Source organism: uncultured Corynebacterium sp. (assembly GCF_945649885.1).
GTDB lineage: Bacteria > Actinomycetota > Actinomycetes > Mycobacteriales > Mycobacteriaceae > Corynebacterium.
Map to the genome: position 1 here is coordinate 13597 of NZ_CALZFS010000006.1, position 19352 is coordinate 32948.

Annotated in this window: 23 protein-coding genes; 9 read left to right on the forward strand and 14 right to left on the reverse strand. The window is 57.6% G+C overall.

The genetic code is table 11. The features are described from left to right. Positions 1 to 4: 4 nt before the first annotated feature. Together Q0M74_RS01335 and Q0M74_RS01340 are read right to left on the reverse strand one after the other, a co-directional pair. On the reverse strand, positions 5 to 673 hold the full coding sequence (locus tag Q0M74_RS01335) for a TetR/AcrR family transcriptional regulator (protein ID WP_293951032.1): 669 nt from the start codon (positions 671 to 673) through the stop codon (positions 5 to 7). A 307-nt stretch (positions 674 to 980) separates the two neighbouring features. Beyond that, entirely contained in the window at positions 981 to 1184 is a 204-nt protein-coding gene (locus Q0M74_RS01340) for a hypothetical protein (protein WP_293951034.1), read from the reverse strand. A gap of 46 nt (positions 1185 to 1230) precedes the next feature. On the opposite strand from Q0M74_RS01340, the gene Q0M74_RS01345 reads away from it, so the two are divergent. Continuing rightward, entirely contained in the window at positions 1231 to 1530 is a 300-nt protein-coding gene (locus tag Q0M74_RS01345) for a hypothetical protein (RefSeq protein WP_293951036.1), read from the forward strand. Between the two features lie 177 nt (positions 1531 to 1707). On the opposite strand, the gene Q0M74_RS01350 is transcribed toward Q0M74_RS01345, so the two are convergent. Continuing rightward, positions 1708 to 1989, reverse strand: coding sequence for a hypothetical protein (locus Q0M74_RS01350; RefSeq protein WP_293951038.1), 282 nt, complete (start codon positions 1987 to 1989; stop codon positions 1708 to 1710). A gap of 187 nt (positions 1990 to 2176) precedes the next feature. On the opposite strand from Q0M74_RS01350, the gene Q0M74_RS01355 reads away from it, so the two are divergent. After that, positions 2177 to 4165, forward strand: coding sequence for a gamma-glutamyltransferase family protein (locus Q0M74_RS01355; RefSeq protein ID WP_293951040.1), 1989 nt, complete (start codon positions 2177 to 2179; stop codon positions 4163 to 4165). Here the strand turns inward: Q0M74_RS01355 and Q0M74_RS01360 are convergent. The 4 genes from Q0M74_RS01360 to Q0M74_RS01370 form a co-directional block, all read right to left on the reverse strand. Next, positions 4073 to 4987: a hypothetical protein gene (locus Q0M74_RS01360; RefSeq protein WP_293951042.1), complete on the reverse strand. Its 915-nt coding sequence runs from the start codon at positions 4985 to 4987 to the stop codon at positions 4073 to 4075. The genes Q0M74_RS01355 and Q0M74_RS01360 overlap by 93 nt on opposite strands. 4 nt (positions 4988 to 4991) lie before the next feature. Then, on the reverse strand, positions 4992 to 5342 hold the full coding sequence (locus Q0M74_RS01365) for a hypothetical protein (protein WP_293951044.1): 351 nt from the start codon (positions 5340 to 5342) through the stop codon (positions 4992 to 4994). 247 nt (positions 5343 to 5589) lie between these two features. After that, complete coding sequence (locus Q0M74_RS13860) at positions 5590 to 5763, reverse strand: SWIM zinc finger family protein (RefSeq protein WP_366087648.1); 174 nt, start codon at positions 5761 to 5763, stop codon at positions 5590 to 5592. A gap of 134 nt (positions 5764 to 5897) precedes the next feature. After that, the gene (locus Q0M74_RS01370; RefSeq protein ID WP_293951046.1) at positions 5898 to 6035 is read right to left on the reverse strand and encodes a hypothetical protein; all 138 of its coding nucleotides are present in this window, start codon (positions 6033 to 6035) and stop codon (positions 5898 to 5900) included. 215 nt (positions 6036 to 6250) lie between these two features. On the opposite strand from Q0M74_RS01370, the gene Q0M74_RS01375 reads away from it, so the two are divergent. Next, entirely contained in the window at positions 6251 to 7438 is a 1188-nt protein-coding gene (locus tag Q0M74_RS01375; protein WP_293951048.1) for a Vms1/Ankzf1 family peptidyl-tRNA hydrolase, read from the forward strand. On the opposite strand, the gene Q0M74_RS01380 is transcribed toward Q0M74_RS01375, so the two are convergent. Beyond that, the gene (locus Q0M74_RS01380; RefSeq protein WP_293951050.1) at positions 7439 to 8569 is read right to left on the reverse strand and encodes a YihY/virulence factor BrkB family protein; all 1131 of its coding nucleotides are present in this window, start codon (positions 8567 to 8569) and stop codon (positions 7439 to 7441) included. Positions 8570 to 8759: 190 nt separating this feature from the next. Here Q0M74_RS01380 and Q0M74_RS01385 point away from each other — a divergent pair, with 190 nt between their 5' ends. Together Q0M74_RS01385 and Q0M74_RS01390 are read left to right on the forward strand one after the other, a co-directional pair. Further along, positions 8760 to 8894: a hypothetical protein gene (locus Q0M74_RS01385; RefSeq protein WP_293951052.1), complete on the forward strand. Its 135-nt coding sequence runs from the start codon at positions 8760 to 8762 to the stop codon at positions 8892 to 8894. Positions 8895 to 8926: 32 nt separating this feature from the next. After that, the gene (locus Q0M74_RS01390; protein ID WP_293951054.1) at positions 8927 to 9061 is read left to right on the forward strand and encodes a hypothetical protein; all 135 of its coding nucleotides are present in this window, start codon (positions 8927 to 8929) and stop codon (positions 9059 to 9061) included. A gap of 62 nt (positions 9062 to 9123) precedes the next feature. Here the strand turns inward: Q0M74_RS01390 and Q0M74_RS01395 are convergent, their stop codons facing one another. The 5 genes from Q0M74_RS01395 to Q0M74_RS01415 all read right to left on the reverse strand — a co-directional run bounded on the left by Q0M74_RS01395 (position 9124) and on the right by Q0M74_RS01415 (position 14366). Then, entirely contained in the window at positions 9124 to 9750 is a 627-nt protein-coding gene (locus tag Q0M74_RS01395; protein ID WP_293951056.1) for a response regulator transcription factor, read from the reverse strand. Further along, positions 9747 to 10949 carry a sensor histidine kinase gene (locus Q0M74_RS01400; protein ID WP_293951058.1) on the reverse strand — a complete coding sequence of 401 codons (1203 nt, stop codon included), beginning with the start codon at positions 10947 to 10949 and terminating at the stop codon, positions 9747 to 9749. The genes Q0M74_RS01395 and Q0M74_RS01400 overlap by 4 nt, the downstream gene beginning before the upstream one ends. Positions 10950 to 10961: 12 nt before the next feature. Continuing rightward, positions 10962 to 11774 (reverse strand): ABC transporter permease, encoded by an 813-nt coding sequence (locus tag Q0M74_RS01405; protein WP_293951059.1) that lies wholly within the window; start codon positions 11772 to 11774, stop codon positions 10962 to 10964. Between the two features lie 13 nt (positions 11775 to 11787). Further along, on the reverse strand, positions 11788 to 12738 hold the full coding sequence (locus tag Q0M74_RS01410; protein ID WP_293951060.1) for an ABC transporter ATP-binding protein: 951 nt from the start codon (positions 12736 to 12738) through the stop codon (positions 11788 to 11790). A gap of 101 nt (positions 12739 to 12839) precedes the next feature. Further along, the gene (locus Q0M74_RS01415) at positions 12840 to 14366 is read right to left on the reverse strand and encodes a multicopper oxidase family protein (RefSeq protein ID WP_293951099.1); all 1527 of its coding nucleotides are present in this window, start codon (positions 14364 to 14366) and stop codon (positions 12840 to 12842) included. 164 nt (positions 14367 to 14530) lie between these two features. Here Q0M74_RS01415 and Q0M74_RS01420 point away from each other — a divergent pair, with 164 nt between their 5' ends. The 4 genes from Q0M74_RS01420 to Q0M74_RS01435 all read left to right on the forward strand — a co-directional run bounded on the left by Q0M74_RS01420 (position 14531) and on the right by Q0M74_RS01435 (position 19019). After that, positions 14531 to 15784: an MFS transporter gene (locus Q0M74_RS01420; RefSeq protein WP_293951061.1), complete on the forward strand. Its 1254-nt coding sequence runs from the start codon at positions 14531 to 14533 to the stop codon at positions 15782 to 15784. Between the two features lie 136 nt (positions 15785 to 15920). After that, entirely contained in the window at positions 15921 to 17381 is a 1461-nt protein-coding gene (gene glmU / locus Q0M74_RS01425; protein ID WP_293951062.1) for a bifunctional UDP-N-acetylglucosamine diphosphorylase/glucosamine-1-phosphate N-acetyltransferase GlmU, read from the forward strand. A gap of 11 nt (positions 17382 to 17392) precedes the next feature. Further along, on the forward strand, positions 17393 to 18370 hold the full coding sequence (locus Q0M74_RS01430) for a ribose-phosphate diphosphokinase (RefSeq protein WP_293951064.1): 978 nt from the start codon (positions 17393 to 17395) through the stop codon (positions 18368 to 18370). 28 nt (positions 18371 to 18398) lie between these two features. Continuing rightward, positions 18399 to 19019 carry a DNA alkylation repair protein gene (locus tag Q0M74_RS01435; protein ID WP_293951066.1) on the forward strand — a complete coding sequence of 207 codons (621 nt, stop codon included), beginning with the start codon at positions 18399 to 18401 and terminating at the stop codon, positions 19017 to 19019. A 7-nt stretch (positions 19020 to 19026) separates the two neighbouring features. Here the strand turns inward: Q0M74_RS01435 and Q0M74_RS01440 are convergent, their stop codons facing one another. Next, a complete protein-coding gene (locus tag Q0M74_RS01440; RefSeq protein WP_293951068.1) occupies positions 19027 to 19158 on the reverse strand; it encodes a hypothetical protein in 132 nt (43 codons plus the stop codon). Positions 19159 to 19352: the final 194 nt, after the last annotated feature.

Genomic DNA, 19352 nt, shown 5'->3' on the forward strand with positions numbered 1-19352 from the left:
GGTGTCACGCTTCGATCTCCTTAACAACATCAGTTTTCTCTTGTCCCAGAATTGCGCCCACAGGACTGCTCTCCGGAGTCAGTTTCGGATCGGCCTCCATGCCAGCCAACCCATTCCAACAGAGGTTCACGATGTGTGCCGCAACCTCCTCCTTGCAAGGATTACGCTCATCCAACCACCACTGTGCTGTCATGGACACCATGCCCACCAACGCCTGGGCATATAACGTGGCGTAATCAGACTTCAACCCCGAACGCGCCAGCGCCTGACCCAAGATATGTGAGACCTGGGTGGTTGCATCATTGAGCAGGGTTCCAAAGGTACGATCCCTACCCGGATTCATATCCCGGACCAGGATGAGGAAACCATCTGTCTCATCCTCCACATACGTCAACAGCGCCAACACGGCTTGTTCAATGCGGTAACGGGAACGGCCATGCAACAGTGAACGCGTGATCATGGATTCCAACTTGACCATCTCACGATCCACCACCACCGCATACAGACCTTCCTTACCCCCGAAATGCTCATAGAGCACCGGCTTGGACACCTTGGCACGCGCAGCAATCTCCTCCACGCTGGCACCCTCGAAACCACGTTCCGCGAAAACCGCGCGCCCAATGGAAATTAACTGTTCCCGGCGTTCCTTACCGGTCATGCGCTGTCGAACCATAAGACCTAGACTATCCCAGCCCAGGCCACCCCGATAATTGGAAGTTACACATAATTGTGTAAACTCTGACGTTGCAGTCTATGCTCCATAGCTACCTGCATTTCCCCATGGTGTAATGGCAACACTACGGTTTTTGGTACCGTCATTCTAGGTTCGAGTCCTGGTGGGGAAGCTCAAGAAAAACCCGTTGACCTGGCCCCGGATGTGCTGGTCAGCGGGTATTTTCATATGATCTTCTCATCGGATCTGGGCAAACAGATCCGCATAGATGGCAGACAGCTCAGTGTGCTGCGCCTCGGTCAATGTTTCAAAGGGGTTGACCTGTGATTCCACAGTGGACAGGTGACTGCCCTGCACCGCCCCTGTCCTTGACTGCGACCACGAGCTGCACATAGATCCTGCGCTGGGTGGGATCATTCACTCCTTCATAGACCTGTGCCGCATCGCCCAGTTCTGCCAGGAGCTCAGCGTAAGCACCTGCACCGGGGTCCTCGATGACAACCGTCCCCATCCTCAGAGAGCACGCGGGTGTCCCGTAGTTCCCTGGCGTCCACATAATGGATCTGATCAATATCGCCGGCCTGTGCCACCTCATTCATCACCGGCATGGCGATGCAGCACCAGGGGCATTCTGGGAAGCCAAAGTAGAGCACGCCGGTGCGGTCCTTGAGGATTTCTGCAGCCCCCTCCCCGGTGGTGGCCCCGTTCAGTTCCGCATACTCCTGGACAATGTGGATCCCTCCCCTGCTTGCTGGGTTGCAGGGCCCCCATCGTCCGCGGATGAGCAGGCATTCAGCGTTAGCCCTGCTGCCATGGCACCAGCGAGAAGAATGGACATGGCCGGGCGGGAAACATGATGCAGCCGCACAGTAAACCTCTTTTGTGGTACTCAAGAAATTGGTCATTTCTGAGTTCATCCACGTTGAAGAGGGTTTATTGGAACTTACGGCAGTTCATCTGACACAAAACCCCGCCCTTTTCACCTGAGAAAAACACGGTGAAGGGGGCGGGGTGAATGAACTTTTCAGATGAAATTATGCAGCGGAGAAACCGCGTGCAGCCAGAATGCCTGGGACAGCGAAGTCAGGGTTGACACCAGCCATGGCTTCAAGTTCGAAGGTGGCGCGCTTCTCGATGAAGACCTTACGGAAGCGTCCGATGCTACCTTCGTGTCCTGCGGCAGCTGCATCAAGCACGCCGTCGATCAGGTGTGGCTTGACCAGTGCGTCAAACTTGGCGTGGAGGTCCTCGCGGATGCTCCAGAGGTTGTCGTGGCTGTGCTCGATGCGGGTGATCTCGTTGTGAATGATCCTCACGTGGGTGGTTCCTTTCCAGAACTGGGGGAGTTAATAAACTCAACCCCTTTTGTTAATCTACTGTTAACCTTAGTTCACTTTTGGTTAACTGTCCAGCCGGGTAGGGCAAGGGGTTCAAAACTCGGCACATCTTCACCAGAAAAACAAAAGCTTCCCCCACCAGCAACAACACTGCTAACCTCAGAAAATGAGAGTGACACAGAACACACAAATGAAGATGGTGGCGGTATTTTCCACAGCCACCCTTGCCCTCACGCTGAGTGCTTGCGCTAGCGATGAAGAGACCCCGGGAGCAGACTCCACAGAAACGACCACAGCAACAACATCAGAGACAACGGAGGCAGCAGCCATGCCACTGGAACCCTGCGAACTCCCCGATGACGCCGGCGAAGAAGGAAACGGCGAAGGCACCCATTCCGGGGAAGATATTTCCGTCGCCCCGGAGATCGCCACCGGTTACCGCTCGGGCATGGAACCGGTCATCGCCCAGGACTATGCAGTATCCACGGCCAATCCCCATGCCTCACGCGCAGCCTGCGAGGTGCTGCGTGATGGTGGCACCGCCGCTGATGCCCTGATCACCGCCCAGTTTGTCCTGGGCCTGACAGAGCCGCAGTCCTCCGGAATCGGTGGCGGTGGATACATCCTTTATTACAACGCGGAAAGTGGCGAGGTCAGTGCCATCGACGGACGTGAAACCGCACCCGTGGCCGCTGATGAAAACTACCTGATCCAGGTTTCTGCCGAGGACGGTACCGAACCGGTCCCCGATGCCCGCCGCTCCGGCAGGTCCATCGGCGTGCCGGGCATCGTCGCAGCGCTCGGTTTACTCCATGAAGCAGAGGGCGAGACGGAATGGCCAGCACTGCTGGAAGAAGCTCAGACGCTGGCCACGGATGGCTTTGAGATCAGCCCACGCATGTCAGCCTCCATTGCCAATTCAGAAGAAGACCTCGTGCCTGACGCTGAGGCAGCAGCCTACTTCCTCGATGAGGACGGCAAGGCGAAAACAGCAGGCACACTGCTGCAGAACCCGGACTATGCCGAAACCCTCCGTCTCATCGCTGAAGGTGGCCCCGATGCCTTCTACACCGGTGAGATCGCAGCCGATGTGGTGGAACGTGCAACCCGTGAGGTCGACGGTTTCACCCCGTCACTGATGACCACTGCTGACCTTGCCGCTTACTCCCCTGTCACCCATGAGGCATTGTGTGCTCCCTACCGCGACAGGATCGTCTGTGGCATGCCACCGTCATCCTCCGGCGGCTCCACAGTCCTGGGAACCCTGGGAATTCTGAACAACTTTGATCTGGAACAATATGCTCCTAGCGACGTCGGACTGGACGGCGGTCTTCCCAGCGTGGAAGCCATGCACCTGATCTCAGAAGCAGAGCGTCTCGCCTACGCTGACCGCAATGCCTACATCGCAGACCCCGCGTTTGTGGACATCCCCGGCGGTGGGCTGGCCGAGCTGATCAGCCCGGAGTACACCCAAGCCCGAGCAGAGCTTATCAGCACCACCACCTCCATGGGCACCGCCGATCCCGGACTTACTGCAGCAGCGCTGGGCGCCCCGGTGCCGGAAAGCGGCACCAGCCATATCTCCATCATCGATTCCTATGGCAATGCGGCCTCCCTGACCACCAGTGTGGAAGCCGCCTTCGGTTCCTTCCACTTCACTCGTGGATTCATCCTCAACAATCAGCTGACGGACTTCTCCGCGGAACCTACCGATGACAATGGCGAACCGATCGCCAACCGGGTGGAATCAGCAAAACGCCCACGATCCTCCATGTCACCGATGTTGGTGTTCACTGCCGATGAATCCGGCAACATGGGCGAGCTAGACATGGTCCTGGGTTCCCCGGGTGGTGCACTGATCATCCAGTATGTGGTCAAGACCTTGGTCAACATCATCGACTGGGGCATGGATCCACAGCAGGCGGTGTCCGCACCGAACTTCGGTGCCATGAACCAACCTGCAACTGGAATCGGTGTGGAGCACCCACTGATGGCTGAACATGAGTCCGACCTGGTGAAATCCCTGGAAGAGTTTGGTCACGAGGTCAACCCGACTGAGCAATCAAGTGGTCTCTCTGCCCTGGTCCGGGGTACTGGTGCTGAGATCATCGGCGGTGCTGATCCCCGGCGCGAGGGTGTGGTCCTGGGAGGATAACTGAGTCTCGTCATTCACCCAGTTGTTCTTCATTGCACGTGATCGGCGGTGGCGGCGCACTGCTGCCACCCCGAGCACAATCCCGATGAGAATCGGGATCCATACCTTGGAATACTGAAGGAGAAATTCCACCCAGACGGGGATGTCGAAGCTGGGCAGGCTCCAGTCCGGCCACGGGATGTTGATGTCTGGCCAGGGAATCGACCAGTCCGGCCAGGGGATGCTGACATCGGGTAAACGTTCACTGATCCAAGAGATAATCCGCTTCAGGAAGCTCACGATGATCGGCCCCAGGAGGAGCACGCCGATGGCCCAGCCGCTCTTCCCCAACCCAGCTCCCAGTGGATACAGCACCCGCTTCCACGGGGAGGTGGCCATCTCTTCATAGCGCTGGGCAGCCTTGGATCCCTCTGGTGGATCCAGTTCCACCCCGGGCTGGCCCTTGTCTTTGAACACGATGGTGCGCATCCAGGAGTCCAGGGCGTTGCTCTCTAATTTCAGTACTGGTTTCGCCAGGACAACCACAGGGTCCCAAAATTCACCATCTTTGAGGTTCTCAATGGTTTTAGCGGACAGTGGCACTGTCACGTTCTTCAGTGTCTTCAACCTGGCCACCGGGTGACCTTCCACTGTGATCAGCACACGGCGTTCCACCCCATCCAGTCCGATGTCTTTCAGGTGGGGCACGTCCTCGTCAACAGGTACAGAAGGAGCTTCTTCATCCTGCGGAAACCCCGGGTCCACCTCCAGCAGTCCAGACGCTGATCCAATATGGACCTCAATGAGTCCGTGTTCTGGGTGCTGTAGGTTCCAAGTTTCCACCCGCTCAGGGTAACCCGTGTTCAGTGAAGATTCGCTGTATGAGCGTGCGTCTTTGATATTCTTCCCGCAGTTCAGTCACAGTGTGCTCAACTTTTGCGGGATCAGGTGCCCTGTTCCGCGCACACACCAGCAGCGCTGCGGTCTCCCTGTAAATCCGCTTATCGGTGTACTTAGCTGCAGTCTCACGTGCTGCCATCAGGAGCATATCGACAGCCCTACCTGGATCCCTGTGCTCGGAATAGTCCACTGCCTGCCTGTGTCCGGCAGGAAAATCAGCAGAAAGTTCAGCTACAGCCTTCGGATTATCCTCAAGGATTTCAATCTCGAGCAGCATCAGTCGACGGGACTGTGCCACCAGAGCTGAAGCTCTGCCCTGCCGCTAATACTCTTCAATAAAGAAAACTACTTCTTCCAACTCGCGTGCAGCATCAGATGCCTAGTCATAACTCACAAATGGGCTTACCCGACAGGTATCGGTAACAGCCTCTTTGACCTGTTGTTCAATATCTTCATCAGAACCACCTTCAGTGAAAGCACGTTGTTGAAGAAATGATTCCAGAGGAGTATTGAAGGCATCCACCTCGATGTCATCAAAGGACAGCTCAGGGGGCTGGTTCCGTAGCTCCTCCAGCTACCAGGCCCACTGCAACCAGGTGTTTACAGAAATTGCCGTCATCAAAATGCGGGCAGGTGCACCGTGTATCCACCGGGGTGCCACGGAGTTGAAAGTTCACCCGGTGGACATGGCTGCCTTTGACAGTGGCTTCCACAAGCATCGGCTCATTGGTCAGCAGTGTTACTGCAGGAGTGAGCTGCTCCCCGCGGTCATAGACAGCATCACCTGCGAACCTTCAAGGAGTTCCGGGTTTAAATCCAAAATGGTTGATCCTGGCATGGGGTCACCGCTGCTTCAGATGACACACTGCCGGTCGTAGTCTTCCTGCCATCCCAGCGCGCTGGCCAGTGGGCAATACACCAGATAATGTGTGCCAATCAGTGCCCATGAGGACATGGTGGCAACCGGCCGGGTGAGCGGGTTCTCCCACATCCGCATCACCACCTCAGAGGAGCCCGCCAAGGCCATCACCGTGCTGAAATCAGTTCATTGGATCCACCTTACGCGACAATCACCTAATTAGACGTGGGTCACATTTTTCCTTGAAACTCGGGCGATTCACGGGCACGATGGGTTTCACGAGGCGGCCGTCGAATCAAAGCACCCCCCTATTCGGAGCCGCCAACCGACGATTTCAGGAGGCTTGAATGAAACTTCCCTGGCTTAAATCCGCGCTCGACAACAACGATGGTCCTTTCCTCTCCATCTACATCGACACCACCAGAACCAGCCCCACGGCGGCTGCTGAAGTGGAAACCAGATGGAAGAATTTCCGGGGCACGGTGACAGATCAGGGCGCCCCCAAGTCGCTTCTCGACGATGTGGAAGAAACCCTTCTCCGACAGTCCTCGATCGGTGGCAGGCACGGTCGTGCCATCATCGCCACCGCTGATGGCATTCTTCTGAATCGTGTACTCCCAGTGCCACCCCAGCAGGAATCAGCACACTGGGGTGAACGACCAGAACTACTCCCCCTTCTCCAGCTGACCCCGTTTGCAGTAAGTCAGTTACTCATCGAGGTTGACCGCGCCGGCGCCGACCTACATCTGAGGGCCCCGGAGGATCCTGATCTCACCCGTGACTCGGATGCACACGGTGAGGAAATCACCGTCGAGGGTGGCCATGATGAACTACATAAGAGTCATCGCACCGGCGCCGACACCGGACGCAATGGCCACGGTTGGCGCTCAGACAACTTCGAAGCCCGTGTGGAAGATTCCTGGGAACGCAATGCCGAGGCTGTCGCTGACCAGGTGAATAAGCTGGTCACTGAACGCAAACCCCACATGGTGCTGCTGACAGGTGACGTCCGGGCAACAGCACTGCTCAAGGCCGCACTCCACAAGGATGTTCAGGCACGCATCGTCGAACTAAGTGGCGGTACCCGTGGGCAGAGCCTGGAACGTGACTCCTTCCGTGCAGAACTTGCCCAAGCCACTGAGACCTTCATCGAGACCTCTCAGCAGAACATCGGTGATCGTTTCCGTGAAGCCCAGTCCCGTGATGTGGGTTCAGTGGCCGGTGGCGCCAAGGTTCATGAGGTTCTCAAACGTGGCCAGGTGGATGAACTGATCTTCATGCCAGGTTTTGAACCTGAGAACATTGAGGAGCTGCTCTACCTCGCCATCAATACTGATGCTGGTGTCTCTGCAATTTCTGACACGCACCTCAGTATCCCCGATGGAGTGGGGGCCTTTCTACGCTGGGATGACCCATCCACCCCGTCCAATTCCCTGTCCACCATGTCCGATGACCCCGCACGCAGGGATGCTGTGGATCCAGACCGTGACGATCCCTCCCCACGCACTGAAGAAGAGGAGAAAATCCTCAGTTAGTCAGTACTCCATGTCAGGCTCGGAACTTTCAGTCAGTCGTTGGCTGTCACGGAAGTTCCGGGCCTGTTCCACGAGACGGCGCTGTTGTTTCTCCAACTTCGCCACCATCCGCACCGAACGTGGTCTCACCAGGTTGGCATCTTCTGCAGGCAAGCCTGCCTGGAGCTGGCGTGCACGACTGGCCTCAGCATCGATCTTCACTCCCACGATCAGCACGATATTAAATATCCATAAACCGATGAAGATCGCCATGACAGAGCCCACGGCTCCATAGGAGTTGAAGGAAGCGAAATAAGTGAAATACACATCGAGCACTCCGCCAGCCAGAAAAATGCCAATGATGGCAAAGACGGATCCAGCACTCAGCCACCGGAATTTCAATGGCTTAACGTTCGGGGAAAAATGATAAAGCGTAGCCACCAGGACCATCAACACCAGGAGGATCACCGGCCATTTCACCCAGTTCCACACCGGGATGAACGTCTCAGTTAAAAAGCTCAGCACACTGGTCAGACGCAGTGGTTCAGCCAGCGGACCCAAAATTCCCATCACCAGGGTTTCATTGATCACCAGGGACAGCAGAATCAGAATCGCACCGATGAGCAGCCCTAAGTTGAGAACCACCATGACTCCCCACTGACGGATCAAGGTGCGTCCCTCAGTCCGCCCATAAACAGCATTTGCGCACCGGGAGAAGGCCCGGACATAGGCTGAGGATGTCCACAGTGCCACGAACACACCGATGAACAAACCTATCCGGCCGCCTGCGGCGGAACCAGAGATGGCATCAAGCACATTGAGCACCACCTCACTCTGTTCCTCTGGAACATATTGATCAACCAGCTCGGTGGCCCTGCTGAGAACCTCCAGGGAATCATTAGCCAGAAACAGGGTGATCAGTGAGTAGGCGACCAACAGGGCTGGCGCCAGGGACAACACGGAGAAATATGTCAGGAGGGCTCCAAGATCCAGGAGTCCCTCTGAAAAGAATTCCTGCACGACCCGTTTGATGGCAAGCTTCCACCCCTTGAGGGAAAGTCGGCCTAGTTTATCGGCATCAATGTCACGGTCTGTGCCGTAGATGTCCGCCGCACTGAAAGTCGCGTCGATATGTTCCTGAGGCTGCACCACAGTCTCATCGTCGCACAGATGCGACAGCTTTGGCAGGTAGTTTCCACCCTTGAAGCAGTATTACAAATTGGAAACAAAGCGGGTGTTCCTTTCGCTTTCCCTTCCAAATCTAAAATATTGCCATTAGCATTTCAGATAGACAACGCGCCTCCACGGTGCGCATCCGGAAAAATTAGCTCAAGGAGTCTTCATGGATATCGTCACGATGATCAATAACGGTCTCGCACAGGCAGCTGCCGTATGGGTCCAGACCACCGGCCTTCCCGGGGACACCTTCCTCCCAGCCTTTTTCGGATCTTCAATCCTGGCCGTATTGTCCTTCTAACTCTCTCCTTCCCCCACCTCTAAGGAATCATCATGGACATCGTTGATGCAACCAATGCCTGGCTGGATTTCTGGGCCAACAACTGGGTCACCTCCACCGGCCTGCCACGTGAGACCTATCTCCCGGCAGTCGTGGTAGCCACTGTGGTGGGAATCCTGTCCTTCTAAGATCCCCCTCACCTGCGGTACAGAACTGACACCATGAGAGTCAGCTTTTGTACCGCATATTTTTATAACCAGCCCAGTTCCCGGGCTCGGGTGAAAGCTTCAAAACGATTTTGGGCCCCCATCTTGCCCATGGCCTGTGACAGATAATTCCGAGTGGTTCCAGGCGCCAGATAAGCAGCTGCTGCGATCTCCTCCACGCTCATCCCCCTGCCAGCCAGCTCCAGAATCTCCTCTTCCCTTTCTGTCAACGGGGATTCGCCGGCACTGATGGTCAGGGCGGCAAGTTCAGGATCGATATATCGCCTGCCGGAATGAACACTGCGGATGGCGTTGGCAAAGTCATCGGCGGTGGAGGTCTTGGGCAGAAACCCCAAGATCCCGTTGGCCAGGGCACGTTTGAGTTGCCGGGGACGGGCATGGCTGGTGACAATCAGTACGGGTAAATCTGCTGAGAGGTCACGCAGCCTGATGGCGGTGTCAATGCCGTCCATGCCACCCAGTTGCAGGTCCAACACGCAGACATCTGCCACTGCTTCCCCAGTGGTTAATTGTTTCTTCCACCAGGTGATGATCTCCTCCCCTGAGCTACAGACGGTGCGGACCTCCAGGTCCTCTTCCAATCCCAGCAAAGTGGCCAAGGAACTTGCCACCAGGGCTTCGTCATCGGTAATGGCAATGGAGATGGTCATCGGGTGCTGCTTTCTGGGATGAGACGGACGGTGAAGTGATCCTCGTGGCGATCAACAAGCAGGGTGGACTGTGAGACATCGGCACGTTGACGCAGTGCACTGAGTCCGGAGAGCTTGCCCACCGCACCGGTGACACCATCATTGCTCATGCGGACTTCCCCGGCGGACAGGTGGAGATCAACGGTGGTGGCGTCAGAATGTCTCAGCACATTGGTGGTTGCCTCACGCACCAGCCAGGCGGCCAGTTCCCGTTGTGCAGGTTCCACGTCGAGTGCGTCACCGTGGATGTTAAGGATGATGCGGGCGTCGTTAAGCAGGCTTTTTGCCCCCTCCACTTCGGTGGCCAGGTTGATGGTGCGGTAGCCCTGCACCACTTCACGCATCTGTGACATGGAGGTGCGTGTGAGCTGCTGAAGTTCACGCAGCTCATCTTCAAGGCGGTCATCACCACGTTTGGCCAATGCCAATGCCACCTCAGACTTCAAGGACATGGCCGCCAGGTGTTGGCCCAAGGTGTCGTGGAGTTCCTGGGCGAAACGAAGACGTTCCTCAGTCACACGTAGGGAAGCCTCCAGTTCCCGGGAACGCTCCACCTCCTTCATCACGTTGACCGTCCAAATGGACATGCGGATGGTCATCACCATGAGTGGGAGCAGCACCCACCACCAGTAGGAAAACTCAGCGGTCTGATCAATGACCACGCCGGTGGACACTGTCAACGTGATGATGATCAACCACCGGAACCTCAACCACGGAATATATGCGATGGCCAGCACAAATAATGTCAACACAGTGACCACGACGGCAGCACGACGCTCCTCCTCCGGAAATACCGGGAGTTGGAGCAACAGGGATATCGCCAATCCGCCCAGGGTGAATATCAGCCCGGCGCGGAAGATGGGCTCCACTGGACGGCGCTGGTGAACGTTGAGATCCGGGTGGAGTTCATAGACGGCCAGCGCAAGGAGAAGCATGATGATCACATATGTACTGCCCACCATCAATCGCCAGGGTGCCACCTGATCTATTGCTGATTCGGGTCCAGCCAGTCCGACCGCATAGGCCAGTGCCACCGCCACGGGGATGGATTGTAGAGACAGCCTTGTGTACAGGGTGTATTTATCCAAACCACCAAGACCCCGCCACATTCGCAGCGGGGTGATGAGGTTCTCCAGTCTGGAGGAATTTGTTTCAGTCATCAGGCACTCATGTTAGCGATGGGTGTCCCAGCGCATGTACTGCCTGGTGGCAACAACTGCCAGAGCAGTCCAGACCAGGATGATGAGCAGGGGTTGCACGGAGGCACCCAGGACGCCTGCGAAGTTGAGTGCTTCCACCCCGTTCATGGTGTCGGTGAAGGTGGCACCAGCCCATCCCAGCTGCACCAGATCACTGATCATGGCAAAGGGGGTGTAACTGATGATCTCAGCTGCGATACCCTCACCGAATATGGGACGCAGCGATCCCAACCCCAGGATGGCGATGGTGAGCACCGGCATGGAGGTCAACTGTGCGGCCTCGGCATTGCGGGTGAAGCCGCTGGTGACAAAAGCCAGGGCGCTGGTCAATATCAGGCCGAGGAGAACAGCCAGTACCACTGGGATGAGATTCACCGGAGCCGGCGCACCCAACACCATGAGCAGGGGGATGATGGCGATGGTGAAAATCGTGGTCAGCAGCACTCCGGGGAGACAGATGCCGCCGAGGATCTCCCAGTCACGTGCCTCACCGGTGCGTAGCCTCTTCAGAACGCGTTCATCACGTCTGGTGGTCACCATGGACAGCACTGTGTAGAACTGCACGAACAACAGTGTGTAGAGCACGAAAATATCAAAGGTGTTGGCTGATTCCATTGCCCCGCCATCCCCCAGGCTGAACAGGACCAGGGGGATGCCGACGGGGAACACGGTGGCCATGAACAACAGGGTTTTATTGCGTCGGAATTGTAACCATTCTGCGGTGCCCAGTGCCTTGAGCCGGGTGATGGCGGTGCTGCGGGGACGTGGTTTGAGGGTGGTGGTCATGTTTGTTTCTCCTTTAGTTGGATGTGATGGCGTGGCCGGCGATATCCATGAACACGGATTCCAGGGTGGCCGGGCGTGCTGCGAAATCAGCCAGGCGCACGCCCTTGTCCTCCGCCCAACGCAGCAGTTCAAGAGTGTGTGTCTGCAGTTGATCAGTGGAGATGGTGACATGGGTGTTGTCACGGACCACCTCCGCACCCACCAGATGTGGCAGTTGTGGGGTGTGGGAATCAGCGGTGAAGCTGATCTTGGATGTCACCCGTGCCACCAGCTCATGCAGCGTCCCTTCTACTGCGATCCGGCCCTGATCCATGATGGCCAGGCGATCGGCCAGGAATTCTGCTTCTTCCAGGTAGTGGGTGGTCAGCACCATGGTCACACCACGGTCTTTAAGGTTGCGCAGCAGTTGCCAGGTGTGACGGCGTGATTCCGGATCCAGACCGGTGGTGGGTTCATCCAGGAACAGCACGGAAGGATCACCCAGGAGAGCACAGGCCAGGTCGAGACGGCGTTGTTCACCGCCCGATAGGGAGCCGACCTTGACGTCGGTGCGGTGGGTGAGGTCGACGTCGACAAGCACCTCGTTGATTGAGCGTGGTTGAGAGCAGGTGCCCTGCCACATGGCCAGGGTTTCCTGCACGGTCAGCTGTGAGGGCAGGCCACCGGACTGCAGCATGATGCCCAGTTCGGGGCGCAGGGTGGCGCGGTCAGTAACCGGGTCCAGTCCGTTGATGCGAACAGTGCCTGACGACGGTGCTGCCAGGCCCTCCATCATCTCCAGTGTGGAAGTCTTGCCTGCGCCATTGGTACCCAGCAGACCGAAGACCTCACCGCGATGCACCTGGAAATTGGAGTTGTGGACAGCCGTGTAGGACTTCTCCCCTTTCCCATAGGTGCGGGACAGGTCGCTGACCTCGATGACGGTGGTGTTTGTCTTCTCCGGGATGATCTGTGTGCTTCTCATGACACTGATTCTTCCCGGACAGTGTCAGTGCTGGTAGAGCCATATGTCAGGAGTGTGCGGCCACCATGTCATGAGCTGGGCATGACAAATGTCATGAGAAGTCAATGGGCGTGTCTTTCCCCGTTGCCCAGTTGTGCCGCAGGCTCACCACCTGGTTCTACGATGACAAACTGGCCCATCATGCCTTGGTCCTCGTGGTAGAGCATGTGGCAGTGATACATGTACGGCCAGGCAGGATCCGGATGGTAACCGAATTCCACGGCCAGGCGCGCCGTGGCCCCCGGTGGCAGACCGACGGTGTCCTTCCAACCGAAGGTAGGCACCTCTACATCAGTGTCATCCAGGGACAACACCTTGAATCGCGCATTGTGGATATGGAAGTTGTGGGGCCAGTCAGAATTGTCATTGGTGACTTCCCAGACCTCCGGACCGTCATGGTCGATCACCACATCCACCCGTTGCATATCCATCATCTCATCATTGATGGAGAAGGTGTTGAGCACAAAGCTGCGCTCCGGTGCATCGATGATGTCCGGTTCAGGCCGGGCAGCAGGGTCCAGAATGCCCGGGATGGCAGGGGTCTGCGGGGCATCTTCTGCGGGGCCGGAGATGGTGAGCAGATCAAAGGAATCAGCAAAGCCGAAATCAGGGGTGTATTCATCCTCCGGAACACCGAAATTGAGGGGGAAACTGTCTGATCGGAGGGTCACATCATCACCTGGTTCCAGGTCCACCAGGATCTCCCAACGCTCACCGGGGCCGATCATGAGGCTGGTGTGCTCCTGTGGTTCCGCCAGGAAACCGGTATCACTGGCGATCACCTGGAAGGGTCGGTCATCGGAGAACTTCAGATTGAAGAATCTCATGTTGGAACCATCAAGGACACGAAACCTCACCCGGCGTGTGGTGGCAGCGAAATGGGCATTGGTGATGCCGTTGACAGTCGGTGTGTCTCCCATCAGGCCCAGATCCGGCAGATCGGTCTCATCAAGTGAGCCGTCCTCATTGAAGCGGTGATCCATCAGCACCACCGGGATATCATCCACGCCGTAGGCTCTGGGAATGTCCAGGGAGTCAGAGATGTCATCGTCAATGACGAAGGCGCCGGCAAGGCCGCGGTAAGCGTGCAGGCCGGTCAGTCCATGTGGATGCGGGTGGTACCAGAGTGTGGCAGCCTGGTTCTCCACGGTCCAGGATGGTGACCAGGTGTCACCGGGTTCAATGGGTGAATGTGGGCCGCCATCAGCATGTCCGGGTAGTTTCATGCCATGCCAGTGGATGGTGGTCATCTCATCTAGTCCGTTGGTGATCTCCACGGTGACCTCATCACCTTGGCGTGCGGTGAGGGTCGGTCCCAGGTGGGCACCGTTGAAGCCCCAGGTAGGCGTTTCCACATCAGGGAGAATCTGGCTTACGCCCTGCTGGGCGGTGAGCCGGTAGGTGATCTTATTGCCCTCACGCTCCCCTTCTGCCAGTGGTGGGATGGGCAGCGGACGTGGTTCGCCGCCATAACCACGAGGAGTTGAGCCAGCAGAGCAGGCCACCAGGAAACGGGAGGCAGCAAGAGACAGCGCTGCTGCCCCGGCCCCCTTGAAAAACGTGCGACGATCAATCCCCGGCAACTGCATGATATTCAAAGCCCCACTCCTGTTTCCTCGCCATGCCCCTGGCTGTTTTCCCTGGTGTTGACAATATTGTTCATTCTACGTGTCTATCTGTCCCGCCTTGTCGCCTTCACAGTGAGCTTGGGCACCTAGTCCCCTTAATCAGTTCTCCCCCTTAGGATTGCGTCATGGACAAAGACGATATCGATGAGGTCGAAGAACACAACGCCACACGTTTCATCTGGTCCAACGGTCTGCAGAACATCGGCGATCAGATTGTTGCCGCCAAAACAGTGCTGCCCTGGATCCTGCATGCCGCAGGTGCGCCGGGTTTTCTCATTGGGCTTCTGGTTCCGATCCGTGAATCTGGATCCATGCTCCCGCAGGCGGCGATCACCCAGTGGGTGTTGGGGCGGTCCTCCCGCAGCCGGGTATGGATCATCGGTTCCACCGGGCAGTTCATCTCCGCGTTGGGTATCGGCCTGGTGGCGCTGATGCTGGAGGGCTGGGCACTGGGTGTCAGCGTGGTGCTTCTTTTGGGGCTGCTCGCGCTGTTTCGTTCCATGTGTTCGATCTCCTCCAAGGATGTCCAGGGTAAGACCATCAGTAAGGGACGCCGTGGACTGATCAACGGCCGTGCCACGGTGATCGGTGGAATAGTCGGTCTGCTGGTCGGTCTGCTGGTCACCTTCTTCCTAGATGAGGACTCCCCCACCTGGATACTGGCCGCAACCATCATCCTCAGCTCTTTCTCCTGGCTGCTCGCCTCCTTCATCTTCGCTAGAATCCGCGAACCTGAACCGGAGGATGCGGATGGCCCCAGTGACAGTCCTCAAGATGAGAACCACTGGTTGGCCAGCTGTTTCCTCTTATTGCGCGATGATCGCAATTTCCGGAACTTTGTCATCGTCCGCTCCCTCATGCTGGTCACGGCATTGTCCACAGCTTTCATCGTCACCCTGGCGGCGGCATCCGGGCAGGATATCGGGGCACTGGGTTTCTTCCTCATCGCCTCCGGCCTGGCCTCAGTGGTGGGTGGACGGATCTCCGGTATCTGGTCTGATCGCTCCTCACGCAATGTGATGGCAGGCGGGGCCCTGTTCGGTTCCCTCGTACTCATCGCGTTGGTGGCCTGTTCCTACTGGGCCCCGGATACAGTGAATGTGGTTGCCTTCCCCGTTGGCTTCTTTCTGGTCAATCTCGCGCACACCGCCATCCGTGTTGCACGTAAAACTTATGTGGTGGACATGGCGGAAGGTGATCAACGTACCCGTTATGTGGCGGATGCCAACACCTTGATGGGTGTGATCCTGCTGGTGGTAGGTGCCTTGTCCGGTGTGGTGTCGACCTTGGGGCCGGAGTTTGCCCTGCTCTTCCTCGCTGGCACCGGACTGGTGGGGGTGGCCTTCTCCCGGACCCTGGTTGAGGTATCTGCCCAGTGAAAACTTCTCTGTGTGCTCTGGGCAGGGTGGGAAGAATCTCCCAAACTCATGTCTGGGAAAGCCTCGATGGACGGTGACAGGCATTATGCTGTGATTCGTACATGTGCCCCTCAGTTAATAAGGATTTGAGATCATCTTGAGCGCAAGTGATTCTTCCAGCGCAGTTGTAGTACTTGCAGCGGGTGCTGGAACCCGAATGAAGTCGGATCTTCAGAAGACATTGCACAGCATCGGTGGCCGCAGCCTGATTTCCCACAGTCTGTATGCCGCTGCAGGACTGAACCCTGAGCATATTGTTGCTGTCATTGGCCACCGCCGTGACCAGGTCGGTCCGGCTGTGGACAGTGTTGCTGAGAAGCTCGGCCGCGAGGTCCGCATTGCGCTCCAGGAAGAACAAAATGGCACCGGCCACGCCGTGCAGTGTGCCATGGACCAGCTTGAGGGTTTTGCAGGCACTGTCATCGTCACCAACGGTGATGTGCCGCTGTTGACCTCTGGCACCCTGGCGGCACTGCTGGAAGCTCACACCGCAGCCCCCACTGCTGTCACCGTGTTGACCATGCGTCTGGATGATCCCACTGGTTATGGCCGTATTGTCCGTAACCAGGACGGCGAGGTCATCGCCATCGTCGAGCAGAAGGACGCCTCCGATGAGGAGCGTTCCATCACCGAGGTCAACTCCGGTGTCTTCGCATTCGACGCCACCCTCCTGCGTGATGCGCTGTCTCAGCTGAAGTCCGATAATGCACAGGGCGAGCTCTACCTCACCGACGTGCTCGGCATCGCACGCAACGGTGGCCACCCAGTCCGCGCCCACATCGCCGGCGATGCCCGCGAGCTCGCCGGTGTCAATGACCGTGTCCAGCTCGCCGAGGCAGGTGCAGAACTCAACCGTCGCAACGTTGAGGTTGCCATGCGTGGTGGAGCCACCGTCATTGATCCACAGTCCACCTGGATCGACGTTGAGGTCAGTGTGGGTCGTGATGTGATCATCCACCCCGGCACCCAGCTGCTGGGTACCACCTCCATCGGTGACCGTGCTGAGATCGGCCCTGACACCACCTTGGAGAACATGAGCATCGGTGCCGGCGCTTCTGTCATCCGCACCCACGCTCTGGACTCCGAGATCGGCGCGGATGCCACCGTCGGCCCCTTCACCTATATCCGCCCCGGCACCGTCTTAGGTGCGGAAGGCAAGCTGGGTGGCTTCGTGGAGACCAAGAAGGCCACCATCGGCACTGGTTCCAAGGTTCCCCACCTGACCTACGTTGGCGACGCCACCATCGGCGATCACACCAACATCGGTGCTTCCTCAGTCTTCGTCAACTATGACGGTGTGAACAAGCACCACACCACCATCGGCAGCCATGTACGCACAGGTTCTGACACCATGTTCATCGCTCCGGTGACGGTGGGTGACGGTGCGTATTCTGGAGCCGGTACAGTTATCAAAGATGACGTTCCACCGGGAGCTCTTGCAGTCTCCGGAGGCCGCCAGCGCAATATCGAAGGCTGGGTGCAGAAGAAGCGCCCAGGCACTGCAGCAGCAGACGCTGCCGACGCAGCACAGAACTCTGTCCCTAACCAGGAAGGCTAAGCAGACTCACCATGACTGCTCACTGGAAAGAAAACCATAAGAACCTCATGCTCTTCTCGGGTCGTGCACACCCGGAGCTGGCTGAGGCTGTCGCCCGCGATCTGGACATTGAAGTCACCCCGATGACGGCACGCGACTTCGCCAATGGTGAGATCTACGTTCGCTTTGAAGAGTCCGTCCGTGGCTCGGATTGCTTCGTTATCCAGTCTCACACCCAGCCTCTGAACAAATGGCTGATGGAACAGCTGCTGATGATCGACGCCCTCAAGCGTGGTTCTGCAAAGCGCATCACCGCTATCCTGCCGTTCTACCCCTACGCACGCCAGGATAAGAAGCACCGCGGCCGCGAGCCGATCTCCGCACGTCTGATCGCTGATCTGCTCCAGGCAGCCGGCGCAGACCGCATCGTGTCCGTGGACCTCCACACCGACCAGATCCAGGGCTTCTTCGATGGCCCGGTTGATCACATGCACGCCATGCCGATCCTCACCGACTACATCAAGGACAAGTACGACCTGTCCAACATCGTTGTGGTCTCCCCAGATGCCGGCCGCGTCAAGGTTGCTGAGAAGTGGGCCAACACGCTTGGCGACGCTCCGATGGCCTTCGTCCACAAGACCCGTTCCTCCGAGGTCGCTAATGAGATCGTGGCCAACCGTGTCGTCGGTGACGTCGACGGCAAGGACTGCGTGCTTCTCGACGACATGATCGACACCGGTGGCACCTTCGCCGGCGCCGTCGGTGTGCTGAAGGAAGCAGGCGCACGCTCTGTCGTCATCGCCTGCACCCACGGTGTCTTCTCCGACCCCGCCCGCGAGCGACTCTCCGGCTGCGGTGCAGAAGAAGTTATCACCACCGACACCCTGCCACAGTCCACCGAGGGTTGGGCCAACCTGACCGTCCTTCCGATCGCACCACTGCTGGCACGTACCATCAGCGAGATCTTCGAGAACGGTTCTGTCACCACCCTCTTCGAGGGCGACGCCTAAGTACCCACCGGGGAGCCAGCTGCTCAAGATGTCAAACACCTTCTCACACATCACACAGTTGCTTGCGCCCCTTGCTGACCCCGCACGTGCTGCCGCAATGTCGGCGTACATGCGGGGTCAGTTCCCTTTTCTGGGTATCCCCACCCCGGCACGCAGGCAGGCCGTCAAAGACATCCTGCGTTCCATGAAGCAACTGGATCACACGCTGATCACTGAGTGTTTCCAGGCTGCGGAACGTGAATACCAATATGTAGCCTGCGATCACATCAGGCAGGTGGGCATCACCGACCTGAAACTGGCCCGCACCCTGGTCCAGAGCGAACCCTGGTGGGACACCGTGGATGCACTGGCCAAGCCCATCGGCGCAAACCATGATGATGACACCATGCGTACCTGGGCTGTTGATGAGGACTTCTGGATCCGTAGGGTGTCCGTCATCCACCAGCTGGGTCGGAAAAATCAGACCAACCGTGAGCTGCTCGCCTGGATCATCAACCAGAACCTCGGATCAGATGAGTTCTTCATCAACAAGGCAATTGGCTGGGCACTACGGGATCTGGCGCGCCATGACCCTGCCTGGGTCCGTAATTTCGTGGAGGCAACTGAACTTGCACCATTGAGCCGGCGGGAAGCCCTGAAAAACTTCTAAAACACTACTACAGTTCCGCCAGTGCTTCTGAATCATCAAAGACACCACCACCGTGCATCGGCCCTTCTGCTGCAGGCTCACAGGTGAGTACTCCCCCAGCCGCATCGACACGGCAGGCCAGTTCATCAGTATCAGTCACGGAGCACACCGACACGCAGTTGAGAACCTCATGTGGCCCACCTGGCTCCACGACTTTACGCGCCCCTTTTTCACCCAGGTGACAGGTCACACTTTCCTTGAGGATTTTTGGTGGCGGGCATGAGCCCGTGCTACCCTGTTCAAGTCTCGGCGAGGGCCGGTATCTACCCAGATATCAGCCGTTATCGACGCGAT

Coding starts and splice junctions, on each gene's coding strand:
- Q0M74_RS01335 (WP_293951032.1), bottom strand. CDS start 673: ATGGTTCGACAGCGCATGACCGGTAAGGAACGCCGGGAACAGTTAATT.
- Q0M74_RS01340 (WP_293951034.1), bottom strand. CDS start 1,184: ATGGGGACGGTTGTCATCGAGGACCCCGGTGCAGGTGCTTACGCTGAG.
- Q0M74_RS01345 (WP_293951036.1), top strand. CDS start 1,231: ATGGATCTGATCAATATCGCCGGCCTGTGCCACCTCATTCATCACCGG.
- Q0M74_RS01355 (WP_293951040.1), top strand. CDS start 2,177: ATGAGAGTGACACAGAACACACAAATGAAGATGGTGGCGGTATTTTCC.
- Q0M74_RS13860 (WP_366087648.1), bottom strand. CDS start 5,763: ATGCTTGTGGAAGCCACTGTCAAAGGCAGCCATGTCCACCGGGTGAAC.
- Q0M74_RS01370 (WP_293951046.1), bottom strand. CDS start 6,035: ATGTGGGAGAACCCGCTCACCCGGCCGGTTGCCACCATGTCCTCATGG.
- Q0M74_RS01375 (WP_293951048.1), top strand. CDS start 6,251: ATGAAACTTCCCTGGCTTAAATCCGCGCTCGACAACAACGATGGTCCT.
- Q0M74_RS01385 (WP_293951052.1), top strand. CDS start 8,760: ATGGATATCGTCACGATGATCAATAACGGTCTCGCACAGGCAGCTGCC.
- Q0M74_RS01390 (WP_293951054.1), top strand. CDS start 8,927: ATGGACATCGTTGATGCAACCAATGCCTGGCTGGATTTCTGGGCCAAC.
- Q0M74_RS01395 (WP_293951056.1), bottom strand. CDS start 9,750: ATGACCATCTCCATTGCCATTACCGATGACGAAGCCCTGGTGGCAAGT.
- Q0M74_RS01400 (WP_293951058.1), bottom strand. CDS start 10,949: ATGACTGAAACAAATTCCTCCAGACTGGAGAACCTCATCACCCCGCTG.
- Q0M74_RS01405 (WP_293951059.1), bottom strand. CDS start 11,774: ATGACCACCACCCTCAAACCACGTCCCCGCAGCACCGCCATCACCCGG.
- Q0M74_RS01410 (WP_293951060.1), bottom strand. CDS start 12,738: ATGAGAAGCACACAGATCATCCCGGAGAAGACAAACACCACCGTCATC.
- Q0M74_RS01415 (WP_293951099.1), bottom strand. CDS start 14,366: ATGCAGTTGCCGGGGATTGATCGTCGCACGTTTTTCAAGGGGGCCGGG.
- Q0M74_RS01420 (WP_293951061.1), top strand. CDS start 14,531: ATGGACAAAGACGATATCGATGAGGTCGAAGAACACAACGCCACACGT.
- Q0M74_RS01430 (WP_293951064.1), top strand. CDS start 17,393: ATGACTGCTCACTGGAAAGAAAACCATAAGAACCTCATGCTCTTCTCG.
- Q0M74_RS01435 (WP_293951066.1), top strand. CDS start 18,399: ATGTCAAACACCTTCTCACACATCACACAGTTGCTTGCGCCCCTTGCT.